The sequence below is a fragment of the Bradyrhizobium sp. AZCC 2262 genome, from assembly GCF_036924535.1.
GTDB lineage: Bacteria > Pseudomonadota > Alphaproteobacteria > Rhizobiales > Xanthobacteraceae > Bradyrhizobium.
Genome location: NZ_JAZHRT010000001.1, coordinates 9,349,583 through 9,364,840 on the forward strand (window position 1 = coordinate 9,349,583; position 15,258 = coordinate 9,364,840).

Consider the following 15,258-nt stretch of genomic DNA (forward strand, 5'->3'; position numbering starts at 1 on the left):
GATCGAAACGTTGCGTCCGAATGGCATGCGACAAGCATGGTGGATTTCGCCGGAAGCAGGAGTTGGCCATGCCGACCATCGCACCGCAGCTTGCCGAACTGGCCGGACTGATCGCCGATCCCGGGCGCGCCCGCATCCTGTCGCGGCTGATGGACGGGCGCGCGCAGACAGCGAGCGAACTGGCGCTGCTCGCGGGCGTCACGCCGCAGACGGCGAGCTGGCATCTTTCCAGACTGGTTCAGCGCGCGCTTCTGAAGGTGGAGAGGCGCGGTCCGCGGCGGCTCTACCGGCTGGCCACCCCGCTGGTCGCGCAGATGCTCGAGGGCATGATGACGGTTGCCGTCACCGGTCCGCAAGCCTCCCGGCCGTCGGCACGGATCGACGATCAGATGCGGCGGGCCCGGACCTGTTACGACCACCTTGCGGGCGAACTTGGCGTCGCGGTCACCGATGCGCTGCGGGAACGCGGTTATCTCGTTCTGGACCAGGATGCCGGCGAACTGACCGCCGCGGGCCTGGCATTTCTTGGCAGTCTCGGCCTCGACCTGCGATCACCGGCGCGGCGCCGGCGGGCGCTGTGCCGACCCTGTCTCGACTGGAGCGAGCGGCTTCCGCATCTCGCCGGACGGGCAGGAGCCTCGATCGCCGACCTCGCGTTCCAGCGGGACTGGATCCGCCGCCGGCCACAGGGCCGCTCCGTCGAAATCACCGCGGCGGGGCTTGCGGCGTTCAAAAATCTGTTCGGTGCGCGCATTTGATTTCGGAGCCAAATTTGGCTACCCGCTAAAGGCGTGGATACGCTCAAGGTAAGAGACGCCAAAGACGTCGAGCAAGTGGTGCGCGCTGCGATTGCCAGCGAGCAGCCGCTTGAGATCATCGGTCATGGCACCAGGCGCGCGATCGGCCATCCGATGGCGACCAATGCGGTGCTCGATCTCTCGGCGCTCAACGCCGTCATATCCTATGAGCCGAACGAGCTGATCATCACGGTGCAGGCCGGCGCGCCGCTGGCCGACGTGCAGTCGCTGATCGATTCCAAGAACCAGCAATTCGCCTTCGAGCCGATGGATACCTCTGCGCTGCTGGGCGTGTCCGGCAACGGCACCATCGGCGGCATGATCGGCGCGGGGCTCGCCGGTCCCCGCCGCATCAAGGCTGGCGGCGCCCGCGATCACCTGCTGGGGGCGCATGCGGTGTCCGGTTTCGGCGACAGCTTCAAGACCGGGGGCAAGGTGGTGAAGAACGTCACCGGCTATGACCTCTGCAAGCTGCTGACGGGGTCGTGGGGCACGCTGGCTGTGATGACGGAAGTGACCTTGAAGGTGATGCCGAAGCCCGAGAGCGAGCGTACGCTGGTGCTGGGTGGGCTGGACGATGTGACCGCCAATCGCGCGATGACCGCCGCACTCGGCTCGCCGTTCGACGTTTCGGGCGCGGCGCATCTGCCGAATTCGGCGTTCCGGCCGGCGACGGGCGCGCTGGCAAGCCTTTCCTCGCAGAGCCGGGCGATGACCCTGCTACGGCTGGAGGGCATCGCGGCGTCGGTAGCCGACCGCGCCAATTCTCTCGGCAAGACGCTTGCCGCGTTTGGGCCTGTGGAAATGTTGCAGGATGCGGCGTCGGCTGCGGTCTGGCGCGCGATCCGCGACGTCGAAGCCTTTGCCGCAAGCGGATCGCTCGGTGCGTGGCCGGTGTGGCGGATCGTCTGTCCGCCGGCGTCGGGCGGGGTGCTCGGTCAGGCTCTGGCGCGCGATAGCGGGGGCGATGTGATCTACGACTGGGGCGGCGGCCTGATCTGGGCGGCATTGCCGCCCAAGCCGGATGCGCTAGCCGGTCTGGTGCGGCAGCGCGTCGAGGCGGCCGGCGGCCACGCCTCGCTGATCCGGGCGTCCGAGCAGACCAGGCGAGATGTCGAAGTCTTCCATCCGCAGGCCGGCGGCCTTGCCGCGCTGAGCCAGCGGGTGCGCCACAGCTTCGATCCCAAGATCATCCTCAACCGTGGCCGGATGGTGCGGGGATCAGCGACATGAAAACCGAATTCTCGCTCACCCAACTGGCCGATCCCGATATCGCCGAAGCCGACAAGATCCTGCGCGCCTGCGTGCATTGCGGCTTCTGCACCGCGACCTGCCCGACCTATGTGCTGCTCGGCGACGAACTCGATAGCCCGCGCGGGCGGATCTACCTGATCAAGGAGATGCTGGAAAAGGACAAGCCGCCGACCGCTGAAGTGGTCAAGCATATCGACCGCTGCCTGTCCTGCCTTGCCTGCATGACGACCTGTCCATCGGGCGTGCACTACATGCACCTGGTCGATCAGGCGCGGGTCCGGATCGAGCGGGACTATTCGCGGCCGCTGGCGGAGCGGGCCTTGCGCGCGGTGCTGGCGCTGGTGCTGCCGCGGCCAAGGCTGTTTCGCGCCAGCATGATCATGGCGCGGCTCGCCCGGCCGTTTGCTGGCCTGTTGCCGGCGCCGAAGGTGGCCACGACCCCCGGCCTGTTGCGGCGGATCAAGGCGATGCTGGCGCTCGCGCCGAACGGCCTGCCGGCGCCGGGGCCCACGGGTGGCAGCGTCTTTCCGGCCACGGGCGAACGGCGTGGGCGGGTCGCGCTGCTGCAGGGCTGCGCCCAGCAGGTGCTGGCGCCGCGCATCAACCAGGCCGCCATCAATCTCCTGACGCGCCATGGCATCGAGGTCGTCCTCGTCAGGGACGAGCAATGCTGCGGCGCGCTCACCCATCACCTCGGGCAGGATGGCGACGCGCTGGCACGAGCGCGCGCCAACATCAACGTGTGGAAAAAGGAAGCGGAACAAGGCGGCCTCGACGCCATCCTGATTACGGCATCGGGCTGCGGCACGGTCATCAAGGACTATGGTTTCATGCTGCGCGAGGATCGCGAATTCGCTAGTCCTGCAGCTCAAATCTCCGCGCTGGCAAAGGATATCACGGAGTTTCTCGGCGGCATTGAACTCGCGCCAACGACACAAAAAGGCGACGTCACGATCGCCTATCACTCCGCCTGTTCGCTGCAACATGGGCAGAAAATCACAGGCCTTCCGAAAGAATTGCTTTCCAAGAATGGATTCGTGGTGAAAGATGTGCCCGAGAGCCATTTGTGTTGCGGTTCGGCGGGGACCTACAACATTCTCCAGCCCGACATTGCGAGCAGATTGCGCGATCGGAAGATCGCCAATCTTGCGACAGTCAAACCGGACATGATCGCTGCGGGCAATATTGGGTGCATGGTGCAAATTGCCGGCGGTACGTCAGTTCCTGTGGTGCACACGATTGAGCTTCTCGATTGGGCGACAGGAGGTCCAAAGCCTGGATCGATCGGCCAGGGATTGAATTGATCGATCGGCCTACGGGCGAGATCCGGAACGTCTGCCCCCCGCGTGTGGATGGCGGGATCGGCATCCGGTTTCCTCGGGACAGACGCGAAAACGTTTGCCCGGAGATCGCGCCCGGACAAGGGATGGAGCGGGAGGACACTTCGAAGAAGTGTCGCCCCGGTCTGGCCCACGGACTATTCGAAGCGCTCGACACACATGGACAGCGTCAACAGGAGGACCAGATGGCGAAGAAGAGTAAGAAGGCCAAGAAGGCTAAAAAGGCCAAGAAGGCCGTAGCGGCGAAGAAGTCCGCCAAGAAGGCCGCGAAGAAATCGGCAAAGAAGGCTGCGAAGAAGGGCGCAAAGAAATCCGCCAAGAAGGCTGCCAAGAAGTCAAAGGCTGCCGCGCCGAAGAAGGCTGCAAAGAAGAGCCCGGCAAAGAAAAAGAGGGCGGCTGCCAAGCCCGCCGCTCCCAAGGCGGAGCCCGCGATGGCGGCGCCAGAGCCGGAACCCGCACCGGCGCCGAGCTGGGCTACCCCGGAACCGTCCGCACCCTCGTGGGGCTCCGGCTCGTCCAACGGCGGCGACCACAACTAGACGGTCGCCTGCCGGAGCAACGTTTCAGAGAGGCCGCAGCGTCCCCGCTGCGGCCTTTTTCGTGCCCGCCATCCCTGAGTTCGTGAGGGCTTTCGAAGGTGACCGAAGCCGTGTTTTCACGGAGAAGCTGATTCGCAAAAAAAAGCTTCCGCCGGTCTGTCGCCGCTGCTGCTTTTCCGGTTTCCGATACCGTGCCGGCGGCGCGAAACCCCGCAAAATTGTTGTGAGAATGCAACACACCCTGACAACATTTGTCGAAATGGTCAGAACGCCTAAAAAGGCGGCAGATGCTTGCCTTTTTTGCTTCACGATCGTCACTCCGCAGACCACTCTGAGACTGCGTTAAGACATTTGGCCGCAGTCGGTTATCGCTTGCCCCGGGGGGGCCCCGGAACTGGACTGTCAAGAAGGGTGATGGGGATTGTCATGAAGAAACTGGCTTTGTTAGCAACGGCGCTGGCAATGGTATCGGGTTCGGCTCTCGCTGCGGATATGCCTGTGAAGGCCGTGAAGGCTCCGCCGCCGCCGGCCTTCGAGCCGTGGGATATCGCCTTCGGCAGCGCGATCATGAACGACTACATCTTTCGCGGCATCACCCAGTCCAACCACAAACCTTCCGTGACCGCCTATTTCGAGCCACGTTACAATGTGACCAAGGACGTCCAGCTCTATGTCGGCACGTCCTTCGAGAGCATCTCGTTCCCGAACCGTGCGGCGGCTGAAGTCGACGTCTACGGCGGTGCGCGCGTGACGCTCGGCGCCTTCGCCTTCGACGTCGGCGCTTGGGGCTACCTCTATCCGGGCGGAACCTGCTTCAACGGCGCTGCCGCCACTCCCGCTGGCGTTCCGCTCAGCGCCGAATGCCAGTTGAACACGCTGGTCAACGGCAACGTCATCAAGAAGGACCTCAGCTTCTTCGAGGTTTATGGCAAGGTGAACTACACCTTCAACGACAACTTCTCGATGGGCGGCAACGTCTATTATACGCCGAGCTTCCTCAACAGCGGCGCCGAAGGCACCTACGCTTCGATCGTCGGCAAGGCGATTGCGCCGAGCGCCTGGTTCGGCACCAGCGGCATCGGCATGTATGTGTCGGGTGAGTTCGGCCGCCAGTGGCTGGGCACGTCCGACTCGTTCTATGGGACCGCAGTCTTCCCGAACGGCATCAACTATGCCGACTACAACACCTGGAACATCGGCATCGGCTTCACCTACAAGGTGTTCACGCTGGACCTCCGTTACTCCGACACCAACCTGTCGAAGGGTGATTGCAACGCCTTCACCAGCGACTTTGCGGCTCGCGGCAACATCACTGCATCGTCAGGTACCTTCGTGACCCCGATCAATCCGACCGGTGTTGGTTCGAACTGGTGCGGCGCCGCCGGTATCGTCAAGCTGTCGGCTGACCTGACCGCGATGACCAATCTGAAATAAGATCTTCCTGTTGAAGACGAGGGGGCGGCAGAGCGATCTGCCGCCCCTTTTCTTTTGGGTGGCGCGGATGAAACGGGATTGGCGGCGCGTGGTGCGGCAAGCGATCGCTCGCAACGATCACCGCAATGTCGTGGCGGGCGCGATCGCGGGGCTGGGCGGCGCCATTGCCATCGGCGCCATGGAGTTGTTCTCGTTCGCCGCGCATTATCCGCTCGCGGTGATTCCGTTCGCCACCTCGATCGTGCTGGTGATCGGATCGCCGGACGTCGAGCCGGCGCAGCCGCGCGCCCTGATCGGCGGCCACCTGATATCGGCGCTGGTCGGCCTCGCTGTGCTCAAGCTGACCGGGCCGCACGGCTGGGCCGCGGCCGCAGCCGTCGGCCTTTCCATTCTGGCGATGTACGTCACCGGGACCTTTCACCCGCCGGCGGGGATCAACCCGCTGCTGGTAGTGTCAGGCAATCTGCCATCGACATTCCTGCTGGCACCGGTGCTGGCCGGCGCGGTGCTTTTGACCGCGTTCTCCTATCTCTGGCACCGCGGCGTGCGCGGCCAGCCATGGCCGCGGCAATGGTGGTAGATCCAGGCTACGAGTCTCGGCGCTACTGAACCGACGCCAGCTTGCCGTCCTTCAGCGTGAAGCGATCGCCGTCACGCACCATCGTAATGTTGCGCTGGTGGAACGCATCCAGCGTCGAGCGGTGGCCGATCGAGATGATCGTGGTCGCCGGCAGTTGCTCCGCGACCAGCCTGTAAAGCGCCGCCTCCGACGGCTCATCGAGGGAGGCCGTGGCTTCGTCCAGGAACAGATAGTCCGGCGCGTGCAACAGCGCGCGCGCCAGCCCGAGGCGCTGCTGCTCGCCGAGCGAGAGCATGCGATTCCAGTGCGCTTCTTCCTCTAATCGCGCCGCGAACTGCGGCAGGCCGACATCCTTGAGGACTTCTCGGATCCTGTCGGCACTAAAGCTCGCGTCTTCGCCGGGATAGACGACTGCCGCATGCAGTGTTCCGATCGGCAAGTACGGACGCTGCGGCAGCATCATCAGGGCCGCGTTGGCGGGAATCTCGATTGCGCCACTGCCGAACGGCCAGATGCCGGCGATCGCGCGGAAGAGGGTCGACTTGCCGGCGCCTGACGGGCCGGTGACGAGCGTGCGTTCGCCGGGACGCAGGCTGAAATGGTCGGCCGCGACCAGCGGCGCGCCGTTCGGCAGCTTGACCACGAGCTGCGGTAGCGTGATCTCGCGCTCGGGCGAGGCGACGCTGTGGATCGAGGCGGGATCGACCGCGAGCTTTTCGGCGCTTTTGATCGAGCTCTCAAACCCGTCGAGACGGGCAACCACCGCACGCCATTCCGCCATGGTGCGATAGACCGTGACGAAGAAGGACAACGCGTCCTGCACCTGGCCGAAGGCTTCCGCGGTCTGGGTCAGTGCACCCAACTGGATCTTGTTGGCGAAGTAGGCGGGCGAGACCAGCCAGAAGGGAATCACCACCGCCGCCTGTCCATAGCTCTGGGTGAAGGCCGTCAGCCGCTTGGTGCGGCTCATGATGCCGTACCAGTTGGAGATGACGCGGGAAAAGCGCTCCGACAGCCGCTGGCGTTCGGCGGGCTCGCCCTTGAGCAGTGCAATCTGCTCGGAGTTTTCGCGCACCCGCACCAGGTTGAAGCGGAAGTCCGCCTCCAGCCGCTGCTGGTTGAAATCGAGGGTGACCAGCGGCGAGCCGATCCACTGCGTCAACGCGGTGCCGAAGATGGCGTAGATCAGCGCGGCCAACACCAGATAGCCGGGGATCGAGAAATCGATGCCGTACAGCACCAGCGGTGCCGCCGCCGACAATCCCCAGAGGATGACGACAAAGGACGCCAGCGAGACGATGGAGCTGAGCAGCCCCACCCCTATCGCGAGCGTCTGGCTGACGAATAGCTTGACGTCGTCGCTCATGCGCTGGTCGGGGTTGTCGGCCGCGTCGCCCTGCAGCTGCATGCGGTAGTGATTGGCGTCATGCAGCCATTCGCCGAGGTATTTCGTGGTCATCCAGCTACGCCAGCGGATCTGGAGCCACTGGTTCAGATAGAGCTGATAGACTTGGAGCCCGACCAGGATCGTGGCGAGCACACAAAACACCAGCATTTCGTGGGCGAAACTGTTCCAGTCCTTCTCCTGCAGCGCGTTGTAGAAGCGTGCGCGCCACAGATTGATCAGCACGGCGTTTCCGACCAGCGCCAGCTCGATGGCGATCACCGCGGCCAGCAGGCCGCGGCCGGCCCATTTGTCCTCGGAATTGAAATACGGAGCGGCGATGCGCCACACCGTCGCGAGCGTCGAGCGGATGTTGTTCACAGATTACCGTCTCCGGGGGATGGGGCTTAACGCACTGATAGAATGGAAGAATTAAGGTCTGCTACGAAGGTTGTAGAATTCGTGGCCTGCGGCGGCTTGTCGCGCCCTTCGACTAGACCCTAGCATGGGCATAACGGCGAGGGGCGGCGGCCATCGAACTTCGCGAGGTTGTGAGCGGATTTTGGCGAAGCCGGATCAACCCCCAATCCCGCATGCAGGAACCGCTCCCGCGATCGCCGAAGAACGTGCCTGACCGTCCACGCTGGCGGCCTCGCCAATAACAATGTGGGGGAGAACCGCAATGTGGAATCAAATCTATAACCCGCTTGACAACACGGCGCTGTCGACGATCGCCGCCGCCGTGCCTGTCGTCACGCTGCTGGTGCTGATCGCCAGCGGCAAGGTCAAGGCGCACGTCGCGGCGATCATTGCCGTGATCCTGACCAACCTGATTGCGATCTTCATCTTCACCATGCCAGCGGGGATGTCGATCCGTGCTTCCTTGCTCGGCGTCGTCGCCGGGTTCTTCCCGATCGGCTGGATCGTGCTGAACGTCATCTTTCTCTACCAGCTCACGGTTGCAACCGGCCAATTCGAATTGTTGAAACGCGCGGTCGGCGGCGTCACCGAGGACCGGCGCCTGCAACTGCTGTTGATCGCGTTTTCGTTCGGCGCGTTCTTCGAGGGCGCTTCCGGCTTTGGTACGCCGGTCGCGATCACCGGCTCGGTCCTGATCGGCCTCGGCTTCTCTCCGCTGGCCGCCTCCGGCCTGTCGCTGATCGCCAATACTGCGCCGGTGGCTTATGGCGCGCTCGGTACGCCGATCCAGGGTCTCGCCTCGGTCACGGGGCTAGATCCCTACATCCTCGGCGCGATGGTCGGTCGGCAATTGCCGGTGTTCTCGCTGATCGTGCCGTTCTGGGTGGTATGGGCCTTCGCCGGCTGGCGCGGCATGAAGGAGGTCTGGCCGGCCATTCTGGTGACTGGCCTTTCGTTCGCGATCCCGCAATTCGTGATCTCGAACTTCATCAACCCCTGGATCGTCGATATCGGCGCCTCGCTAATCTCGATGGGCTGCCTGATCCTGTTCCTCAGGGTGTGGCAGCCCAAGCAACTCTGGCTGTCGGCGGCGCTGCGCGGCCGGGATGAATCGGCGGCGACCATGACCGCGCCGAAACCCATGGACACGACGCCGCTGACCCAGAGCCAGCTCTGGAGCGCGCTGTTGCCGTGGATCATCGTCTGCGTCGTGATGCTGATCTGGGGCAATGGCGCGTTCAAGACCTGGGCGAACTCGATCTTCACCTGGAATTATCCCGTTCCCGACCTGCACAATATGATCAACAAGGTGCCGCCGGTGGCGGCCAAGCCGACACCGGAAGGGGCGGTGTTCGCGTTCACCTACCTGTCGTTCACCGGCACCGGCATGTTGATTGCCGCGATCGTTTCCGGCCTGCTGGCGGGCTTTGGTCCGGCCAGGATGATCGGGGAATATGGCCGAACCATCAAGCTGTGCGCGATCTCGCTGATCACGATCTCGGCGATGCTGGCGATCGGCACGTTGACGCGGCTCTCGGGCGTCGATGCGACGCTCGGTCTCGCCTTCGCTGCAACCGGCGTGCTCTATCCCTTCTTCGGGACGCTGCTCGGCTGGCTCGGCGTGGCGTTGACGGGATCGGACACGGCGTCGAACATCCTGTTCGGCAATCTGCAGAAGATTACCTCCGAACAACTCGGCTTGTCCCCGGTGCTGATGGCCGCCGCCAACTCCTCCGGTGGCGTGATGGGCAAGATGATCGACGCGCAATCGATCGTGGTCGCCTCCACCGCAACCAACTGGTACGGACACGAAAGCACGATCCTGCGCTTCGTGTTCAAGCATTCGATCGCGCTGGCCTGTCTCGTCGGCCTTCTCGTCATGTTGCAGGCCTATGTCTACCCGTTTACGGAGATGGTCCTGAAATAGGGCGGTCATCGACGCGGACATCCAACCCCGCGGCGGTGCCGCGGGGGAGCCTCATCCTCCGGAATTCGACAGCATCTCCTGGAGTATTGCCTCGACCGTGTGCGGCGAAATCCCGAGTTCAACAATTCCAGGCATTTCCGGCGATGATACGGTGTCGATTTGCACCAGTTCCACTTGATTGCGCGTGAGGAGTGGGCTCGGGAGCATTTCGGAGGCCCATGCGAGTGCATGCCAAACGGCAAACGGCACTGGAACCAGTCGGGGCACAAGTCCGGCTTGGTGCGCCACGGCTCTAACAAACTCCTCGTAAGAGTAGACGCGAGGGCCGCCGAACTCGAAGATCCTTGGCGTCTCGGCGCGCTGCATGATCCGTCCAATCGCGTTCGCAACATCTCCCACATAGACCGGCTGCAATCTGGTCACGCCGCGGCCGAACATCGGATAGACGGGAAGCTGGCGGAGGAGCTTGAGGATGACGGTGAGAAATGCGTCGTCCGGTCCGAACATCACCGCCGGACGGATGAAAGTTGCCTCGACGAACGCGGCGCGGACCGCCAGTTCGCCCTCGCCACGCTTTCGGATATAGCGTGATTGTGAGGCGGCATCGGCGCCGATTCCTGAAAGGTGGACGAGTCTTTCGACTCCGGCCTTGTGTGCTTGAACTGCTACCCGTCGGGCGGCCTCGACGTGAACGGAATGAAAAGTCGCCTGTCCGCGCTCGGCGTAAAGACTGACCGCATTTACAACGCCGTAGGTGTCGGCAAGCGCATCTGCGACGGACCGCTCGTCGTGAATGTTGGCCTTTACAGATTGAAGTTGCGGATCATCAGGGCCACGCGGCGTGTGTCCCCGATCCGGACGCCTTGACGCGATCCGAACGGGAAATCCGCGAGCGCGCAGATGTTGAACGATGCGGTGGCCCAGAAAGCCGGTTCCGCCGAACACGGTGACGGTCTGACCGTTCGTTACCGCCATGGCTCATTCGCCTGGTAACGTCGCAATCTGCGCATTATAGCAGCCTCGAACCCTGCTGCGAGGAATAACCGCGGCTTCCACCGAGCCGAGTGGCTACCATCGGAATTTATCAGTGCGCGCCCTAGCCAATCACATCGTTGTTCAATAGAACGGCGCGTCGATTCGTGAAGGGCGTTCGTATATTTCCGAGAGGTTGCATGGTTTCATTCGCGCGTATGTTTCGGGCCGGCATCGCCCCGGTCTTGCTGATGACCGCCGCCCTGCAATTCTGCCCAGCTCTGGCCGATGACGGCTTTCCGTTCGGGACGGAAATGCAACTCGATGTGGGCCGCCAGCCCGGCTCCAAGCGGATTCCCAATCTGGAGATCGGCGATGCCGGCGAGGTGGTGCTCGAACTCTGGTGCAAGGGCGGCAAGGGCCAGTTTTCGGTGGCGGGCAACACCGTGATCTTCGTCGCCGGCGCGATGGAAAACCGGCCCTGTCCGCCGGACCGGGCTCAGGCCGATGACGAGTTGATCGCGGCGCTGACCGATGCAGGCACCTGGAAGCGGCAGGGCGATTTCGTCTCGTTCGTCGGCGCAAAGACGCTGCGGTTTCGCATCAATACGAACTAGCTCGGGCGCGCGGTTACGGCGTCGCAATCAATCCGCTGGCGGTGGCAATGACCCAGCGGCTGCCCCAGCGCACGATGGACTCCACGCGGCCGAGGCCGGGAATGGTGTCGCCGCGCGCGGCCATCCGAATCCCGTCAGGACCTTCGAGAACAGCGGTGCCGTCCCGGACATCGACAACCGTCCAGCCGGGAATCGTCGCCGGCCTGGTTTCCGGCGCCGCCACCAGGGGCTGCCGCATCGCAATCGCAGCGGCCGAAGGGCCCGCATTGGCCTGGGGGGTCGGGCCCGCAGACGGGCGCGCACCGCCCGGCAACAGGGCGGATGGCTTGGGAATGCTTCCGACAATGACGGGTGAATCTGACGCGGATGCCGTCTTTCGAGCGCCTTCAATCCTGCCGCTTGATCTTGCTTCGGAAATTCGCGGCGAGGGCGTCTCTTTCTGCGCAACTTCCACAAGACCGAGTTCACTTGCGAACTGCGGCCAGTTCAGGCCGCCGGCCCATCCCAGCCCAAAACTTGCCACCAGCGCTGCGGCGACCAGCACAGCGGCGCGTGCCCGATCGCCAAATGGCTCCCGCACCACCAATACTTCGTCGCGATCGGACTTCAGGAAATTCCACAGGCCCGCGGGTTGCTGCGGCCGCCGGTCGCGAACGACATTCCCCGACCAGATATCAAAGGTACTCGGCTCGCGGTGTTGCATGGCATGGCCCACGTTTCAGCGAACCGATGATGTCCCTCTAAGCTGAATCGAATCTTAATAATCTGAGCGCGGGGCTGTTTTCCGTCATCCTGAGGTGCGAGCGTAAGCGAGCCTCGAAGGATGAGCGGCCCGGCTGGTGGCCGTCGCCCTTCGAGGGCCGCACTGCGCGCGGCCACCTCAGGGTGACGGATCACGTTGATTCAAGGTTGCTGCAAAAGATCCCGAGCGAGGCGTCGATATCGTGCCGGCTTGCGGTTCACTTCCACACCGACTTGTCGGCATCCCAGCGCTGGCCCTTGAACTCCTTGGCCAGCGCCTCGACCGAGCCATTGTCGTCCTTCGGCTCGCCGCCTTCCTCGTCGCCGGTGGATTCTTCCGACAGGTTCAGCTTCGCACCCGTGCCTTCATCCGCGGTCGTGATCACCGGGCTCGATATCCACAGCATCAGCCTGTCCGACGCGCCCGGCCTGTCCGGCGAGACCAGCGCGGTGACCTCGACGCTTTCGGTGAGGCCGAGCGGCGGATAGACCGGGCTCGGCCGCTTGAAGGTCAGGTTCAGTTTTCCGGTATTGGCGTTCCACTCAGTGCCCGCCGCCTTGGCGGCAAGCGTTTTGGCCAGCACGCCCGATATCGCCGATGCGATCTTGTCCTTGTTGATCTTGTCGCCGTCGCGCCATTCGGCGGCGGCAAAGCGGATGGTGCGGTCCATCTCGACGCTGCCGCTGGTCCATCCCGCCGCGACCACGCCCGGCATCGATTTGGCCTTCGCAATCAGCGCGGCCGCGTGCTCCGGGTCGGCCGTGAGGTTGATGGTCTGCTCGCCGGCGCGCAGCGCATCGCAGGAGATCGAAAGGCTCGAGAGCCCGACCTCGACCGCCTCGCCCTTCAGGCTCTTGAGGAAATCCAGCGCGGCGTCGAGCTTGACCCGCACGCCGAACGCTTCCGGCGAAACCTCGGTAAAATCCTTTGGTGCCGGGGTGATGCCGTCGTCGCTGGTCTGGTTGTCCAGAAATTCCTTCTCGCTGAGATCGGAATTGTCCGTCGAGGTCACCTCGGTTACGGCCTGGCCGATCGTGATCTGGCCGCGGAATTCGAAGGTGTCGCCGGTGGGCTTGCGGGCCAGCTTGATGGTGACCGGCAGCTTGTCGCCGACGCTCTGCGTCGTGCCGGTCAGGCTCTGGCCGTTGACGGCGAGGTTGGCGACGAAGCGGTCCTTGCGGTCGGAGCCTTTTGCGGCGGGATAGCAGACGTCGAGCACGGCCGCGGTGACATTCTTGCCCTGGCGGGTTTCCTTCAGGATGACATCGGCGTTGCCGTCCATCAGGCCGTCGATGGCCGTGAAATAGCGCGTCTCGATGGCGCCGGGCGCTGTCTTGGAGGGAAGTTTCATCTGGGCGAAGGCGAGGTCCGGGGAAGCCATCATCAGACCGAGCAGGCAGGGCAAGAGCGCGCGCATATGGAAGTTCCTCAGACGGGACAGAATTGGCGTCGTCGTAACTAGCAAACCTCAGTGTTTTCGCCAAAAGAAAGCGGTCAAATCCTGCGTCGGGACGCCTTGGTGCGCCCTTAACCCCGCGTGCCCACCTCACAAGAGATCGTGGCTTTCTCTTGATGTCATACACTCCGCTTGTCTCGACCCCGCAAGGGGGGCGGCGACGGAGCCCTACGGGGGCGTGTACTCATAAAGCCGACTGAAAAGTAATCCAGTGGCCGCGATAACCAGTATCCGCCGTAGGAGGCAAAGCGGACCTCGAAGGTCGGACTGGGCATGTCCTCGATTGCTGCGAACGTGAACGACAATTGCGTGTTTCCGCTTTTCGCGGCGCGTTTTGGGTGTCACCATCCTCGTGAAAGGACAGGAGGGCCGCCATGCGCTTGTGTGTCTCGGTCGGGGCGGTGCTTATTGCGGGGGCGATAGTCGGAGGTGATGTTGCGGGCATTGCCGCGCCGAGCCCGAAATCTCGATTCGCCGACACCAAGCATGTACCGTCCGTCAATGTCGAGCTCGTTATCGCCGTCGACGTCTCCTATTCGATGGATATGGACGAACTTGCCGTTCAGCGCGAGGGCTATGCACAGGCCCTCGTCTCGAAAGACTTCCTTCAGGCGCTGAGGGCCGGGCCGGGCAGCAAGGTGGCCGTGACCTATTTCGAGTGGTCGATGTCGGGCGACGAGAGGATCATCATTCCCTGGCGAGTGATCGACGGCCCGGAATCGGCGGATGCCGTGGCGGCCGAGATTATGAAAACGCCGGTTCGCCGAGGTTCGAGTACCTCGATTTCCAGCGCGATTAATTTCGCAGTGCAGCTGTTCGAAAGAAATCCCTATCGCGGGTTGCGGCGCGTCATCGATATTTCCGGCGATGGGCCGAACAACGATGGAGCCCCCGTAACCGGCGCGCGCGACGCTGCCCTGGAGAAGGGTATCATCATCAACGGCCTGCCGATCATGGTGAAGGAGCCATCCTATTCGACGATCGATATCGAGAATCTCGATCTCTACTACGAGGACTGCGTGATCGGAGGGCCGGGCGCCTTCATCATGACGATCAAAGATCGCGAAAAATTCCAGGAAGCGATCCGGACCAAGCTTGTTCTCGAAGTTGCGGGCCTCACGCCGGAGGGCGGCATCGTCCCAGCCGCCGAGAAAGCGCCCCGGGTGCCCTGTCTGATCGGCGAAAAAAAACTGCAGGAGCGCGGGCGGCGGTGAGTATCGAGACAATCATTCCGAGCCGCCGGACGAACAAACTTGTCGGCAGCAATCATCATGGTCGCAGCCAGCGCTCACGCGCCGGGGCGTTGGGAGGCTAACGTCCGTTCGTGGCCCCATGACAGCGAGATAACGATTTTACTTCATACGTCACCGCAAGCGGTCTCGATTGTCATGCCGATTGACGACAACGACGGGAGCATCAATCCGCGCCGGAAATGACGCCTCTTCTGCGGGTAGGGTTGGCCAAAAAAGAAGGCCGCCCGGAGGCGGCCTTTGGTCTGTTGACTGGGAAAGCTGGGCCTTAGAAGCCCATGCCGCCCATTCCACCCATGCCGCCGCCACCGCCGGGCATCGCCGGAGCCGGCTCCTTCGGCAGTTCGGCGACCATGGCTTCGGTGGTCACGAGAAGGCCTGCGACCGACGAAGCGTCCTGCAGCGCGGTACGAACCACCTTGGCCGGGTCGATGATGCCCTTGTCGACCATGTCGACATATTCCTCGGTCTGGGCGTCGAAGCCGAAGGTCTCGGACTTGTTCTCGAGGATCTTGCCGACCACCCGAACAACCGGATGACGATAGC

Annotated in this window: 13 protein-coding genes and 1 pseudogene; 9 read left to right on the plus strand and 5 right to left on the minus strand. The window is 63.3% G+C overall.

Features of this window, described 5'->3' with window-relative positions:
- Positions 1-68: 68 nt before the first annotated feature.
- The 6 genes from V1283_RS43885 (at position 69) to V1283_RS43910 (ending at position 5,944) form a co-directional block, all read left to right on the plus strand.
- Complete coding sequence (locus V1283_RS43885) at positions 69-758, plus strand: ArsR/SmtB family transcription factor (RefSeq protein WP_334392793.1); 690 nt, start codon at positions 69-71, stop codon at positions 756-758.
- Positions 759-791: 33 nt separating this feature from the next.
- Positions 792-2,030, plus strand: coding sequence for an FAD-binding protein (locus tag V1283_RS43890; RefSeq protein ID WP_334392794.1), 1,239 nt, complete (start codon positions 792-794; stop codon positions 2,028-2,030).
- A complete protein-coding gene (glcF, locus tag V1283_RS43895) occupies positions 2,027-3,355 on the plus strand; it encodes a glycolate oxidase subunit GlcF (protein WP_334392795.1) in 1,329 nt (442 codons plus the stop codon). The genes V1283_RS43890 and glcF overlap by 4 nt, the downstream gene beginning before the upstream one ends.
- 221 nt (positions 3,356-3,576) lie before the next feature.
- Positions 3,577-3,930: a hypothetical protein gene (locus tag V1283_RS43900; protein ID WP_334392796.1), complete on the plus strand. Its 354-nt coding sequence runs from the start codon at positions 3,577-3,579 to the stop codon at positions 3,928-3,930.
- A 426-nt stretch (positions 3,931-4,356) separates the two neighbouring features.
- Entirely contained in the window at positions 4,357-5,364 is a 1,008-nt protein-coding gene (locus tag V1283_RS43905) for a TorF family putative porin (protein ID WP_334392797.1), read from the plus strand.
- A gap of 67 nt (positions 5,365-5,431) precedes the next feature.
- Positions 5,432-5,944: an HPP family protein gene (locus V1283_RS43910; RefSeq protein WP_334392798.1), complete on the plus strand. Its 513-nt coding sequence runs from the start codon at positions 5,432-5,434 to the stop codon at positions 5,942-5,944.
- Between the two features lie 22 nt (positions 5,945-5,966).
- On the opposite strand, the gene V1283_RS43915 is transcribed toward V1283_RS43910, so the two are convergent.
- Positions 5,967-7,709 (minus strand): ABC transporter ATP-binding protein/permease, encoded by a 1,743-nt coding sequence (locus tag V1283_RS43915; RefSeq protein ID WP_334392799.1) that lies wholly within the window; start codon positions 7,707-7,709, stop codon positions 5,967-5,969.
- A 301-nt stretch (positions 7,710-8,010) separates the two neighbouring features.
- Between V1283_RS43915 and V1283_RS43920 the strand changes: the two genes are divergently transcribed.
- Positions 8,011-9,675 carry an L-lactate permease gene (locus tag V1283_RS43920; protein ID WP_334392800.1) on the plus strand — a complete coding sequence of 555 codons (1,665 nt, stop codon included), beginning with the start codon at positions 8,011-8,013 and terminating at the stop codon, positions 9,673-9,675.
- A 51-nt stretch (positions 9,676-9,726) separates the two neighbouring features.
- Here the strand turns inward: V1283_RS43920 and V1283_RS43925 are convergent, their stop codons facing one another.
- A complete protein-coding gene (locus V1283_RS43925) occupies positions 9,727-10,650 on the minus strand; it encodes a complex I NDUFA9 subunit family protein (RefSeq protein ID WP_334392801.1) in 924 nt (307 codons plus the stop codon).
- Positions 10,651-10,847: 197 nt separating this feature from the next.
- On the opposite strand from V1283_RS43925, the gene V1283_RS43930 reads away from it, so the two are divergent.
- The gene (locus tag V1283_RS43930) at positions 10,848-11,264 is read left to right on the plus strand and encodes an META domain-containing protein (protein WP_442895831.1); all 417 of its coding nucleotides are present in this window, start codon (positions 10,848-10,850) and stop codon (positions 11,262-11,264) included.
- Positions 11,265-11,277: 13 nt separating this feature from the next.
- Here V1283_RS43930 and V1283_RS43935 read toward each other — a convergent pair whose 3' ends face one another.
- Positions 11,278-11,967, minus strand: a complete 690-nt coding sequence (locus V1283_RS43935) for a hypothetical protein (RefSeq protein WP_334392802.1) — start codon at positions 11,965-11,967, stop codon at positions 11,278-11,280.
- A gap of 256 nt (positions 11,968-12,223) precedes the next feature.
- Positions 12,224-13,423: a hypothetical protein gene (locus V1283_RS43940; protein WP_334392803.1), complete on the minus strand. Its 1,200-nt coding sequence runs from the start codon at positions 13,421-13,423 to the stop codon at positions 12,224-12,226.
- 413 nt (positions 13,424-13,836) lie between these two features.
- Between V1283_RS43940 and V1283_RS43945 the strand changes: the two genes are divergently transcribed.
- The gene (locus tag V1283_RS43945) at positions 13,837-14,676 is read left to right on the plus strand and encodes a DUF1194 domain-containing protein (protein ID WP_334392804.1); all 840 of its coding nucleotides are present in this window, start codon (positions 13,837-13,839) and stop codon (positions 14,674-14,676) included.
- A gap of 304 nt (positions 14,677-14,980) precedes the next feature.
- On the opposite strand, the pseudogene V1283_RS43950 reads toward V1283_RS43945, so the two are convergent.
- Positions 14,981-15,235, minus strand: a pseudogene (locus V1283_RS43950) (TCP-1/cpn60 chaperonin family protein); the annotation flags it as partial.
- Positions 15,236-15,258: the final 23 nt, after the last annotated feature.

Bases quoted from the DNA above. Each gene is read 5' to 3' on its own strand.
- V1283_RS43935 (WP_334392802.1), bottom strand. From the start codon at position 11,967: ATGCAACACCGCGAGCCGAGTACCTTTGATATCTGGTCGGGGAATGTC.
- V1283_RS43925 (WP_334392801.1), bottom strand. From the start codon at position 10,650: ATGGCGGTAACGAACGGTCAGACCGTCACCGTGTTCGGCGGAACCGGC.
- V1283_RS43910 (WP_334392798.1), top strand. From the start codon at position 5,432: ATGAAACGGGATTGGCGGCGCGTGGTGCGGCAAGCGATCGCTCGCAAC.
- V1283_RS43920 (WP_334392800.1), top strand. From the start codon at position 8,011: ATGTGGAATCAAATCTATAACCCGCTTGACAACACGGCGCTGTCGACG.
- V1283_RS43930 (WP_442895831.1), top strand. From the start codon at position 10,848: ATGGTTTCATTCGCGCGTATGTTTCGGGCCGGCATCGCCCCGGTCTTG.
- V1283_RS43900 (WP_334392796.1), top strand. From the start codon at position 3,577: ATGGCGAAGAAGAGTAAGAAGGCCAAGAAGGCTAAAAAGGCCAAGAAG.
- V1283_RS43905 (WP_334392797.1), top strand. From the start codon at position 4,357: ATGAAGAAACTGGCTTTGTTAGCAACGGCGCTGGCAATGGTATCGGGT.
- V1283_RS43940 (WP_334392803.1), bottom strand. From the start codon at position 13,423: ATGCGCGCGCTCTTGCCCTGCCTGCTCGGTCTGATGATGGCTTCCCCG.
- V1283_RS43945 (WP_334392804.1), top strand. From the start codon at position 13,837: ATGCGCTTGTGTGTCTCGGTCGGGGCGGTGCTTATTGCGGGGGCGATA.
- glcF (WP_334392795.1), top strand. From the start codon at position 2,027: ATGAAAACCGAATTCTCGCTCACCCAACTGGCCGATCCCGATATCGCC.
- V1283_RS43885 (WP_334392793.1), top strand. From the start codon at position 69: ATGCCGACCATCGCACCGCAGCTTGCCGAACTGGCCGGACTGATCGCC.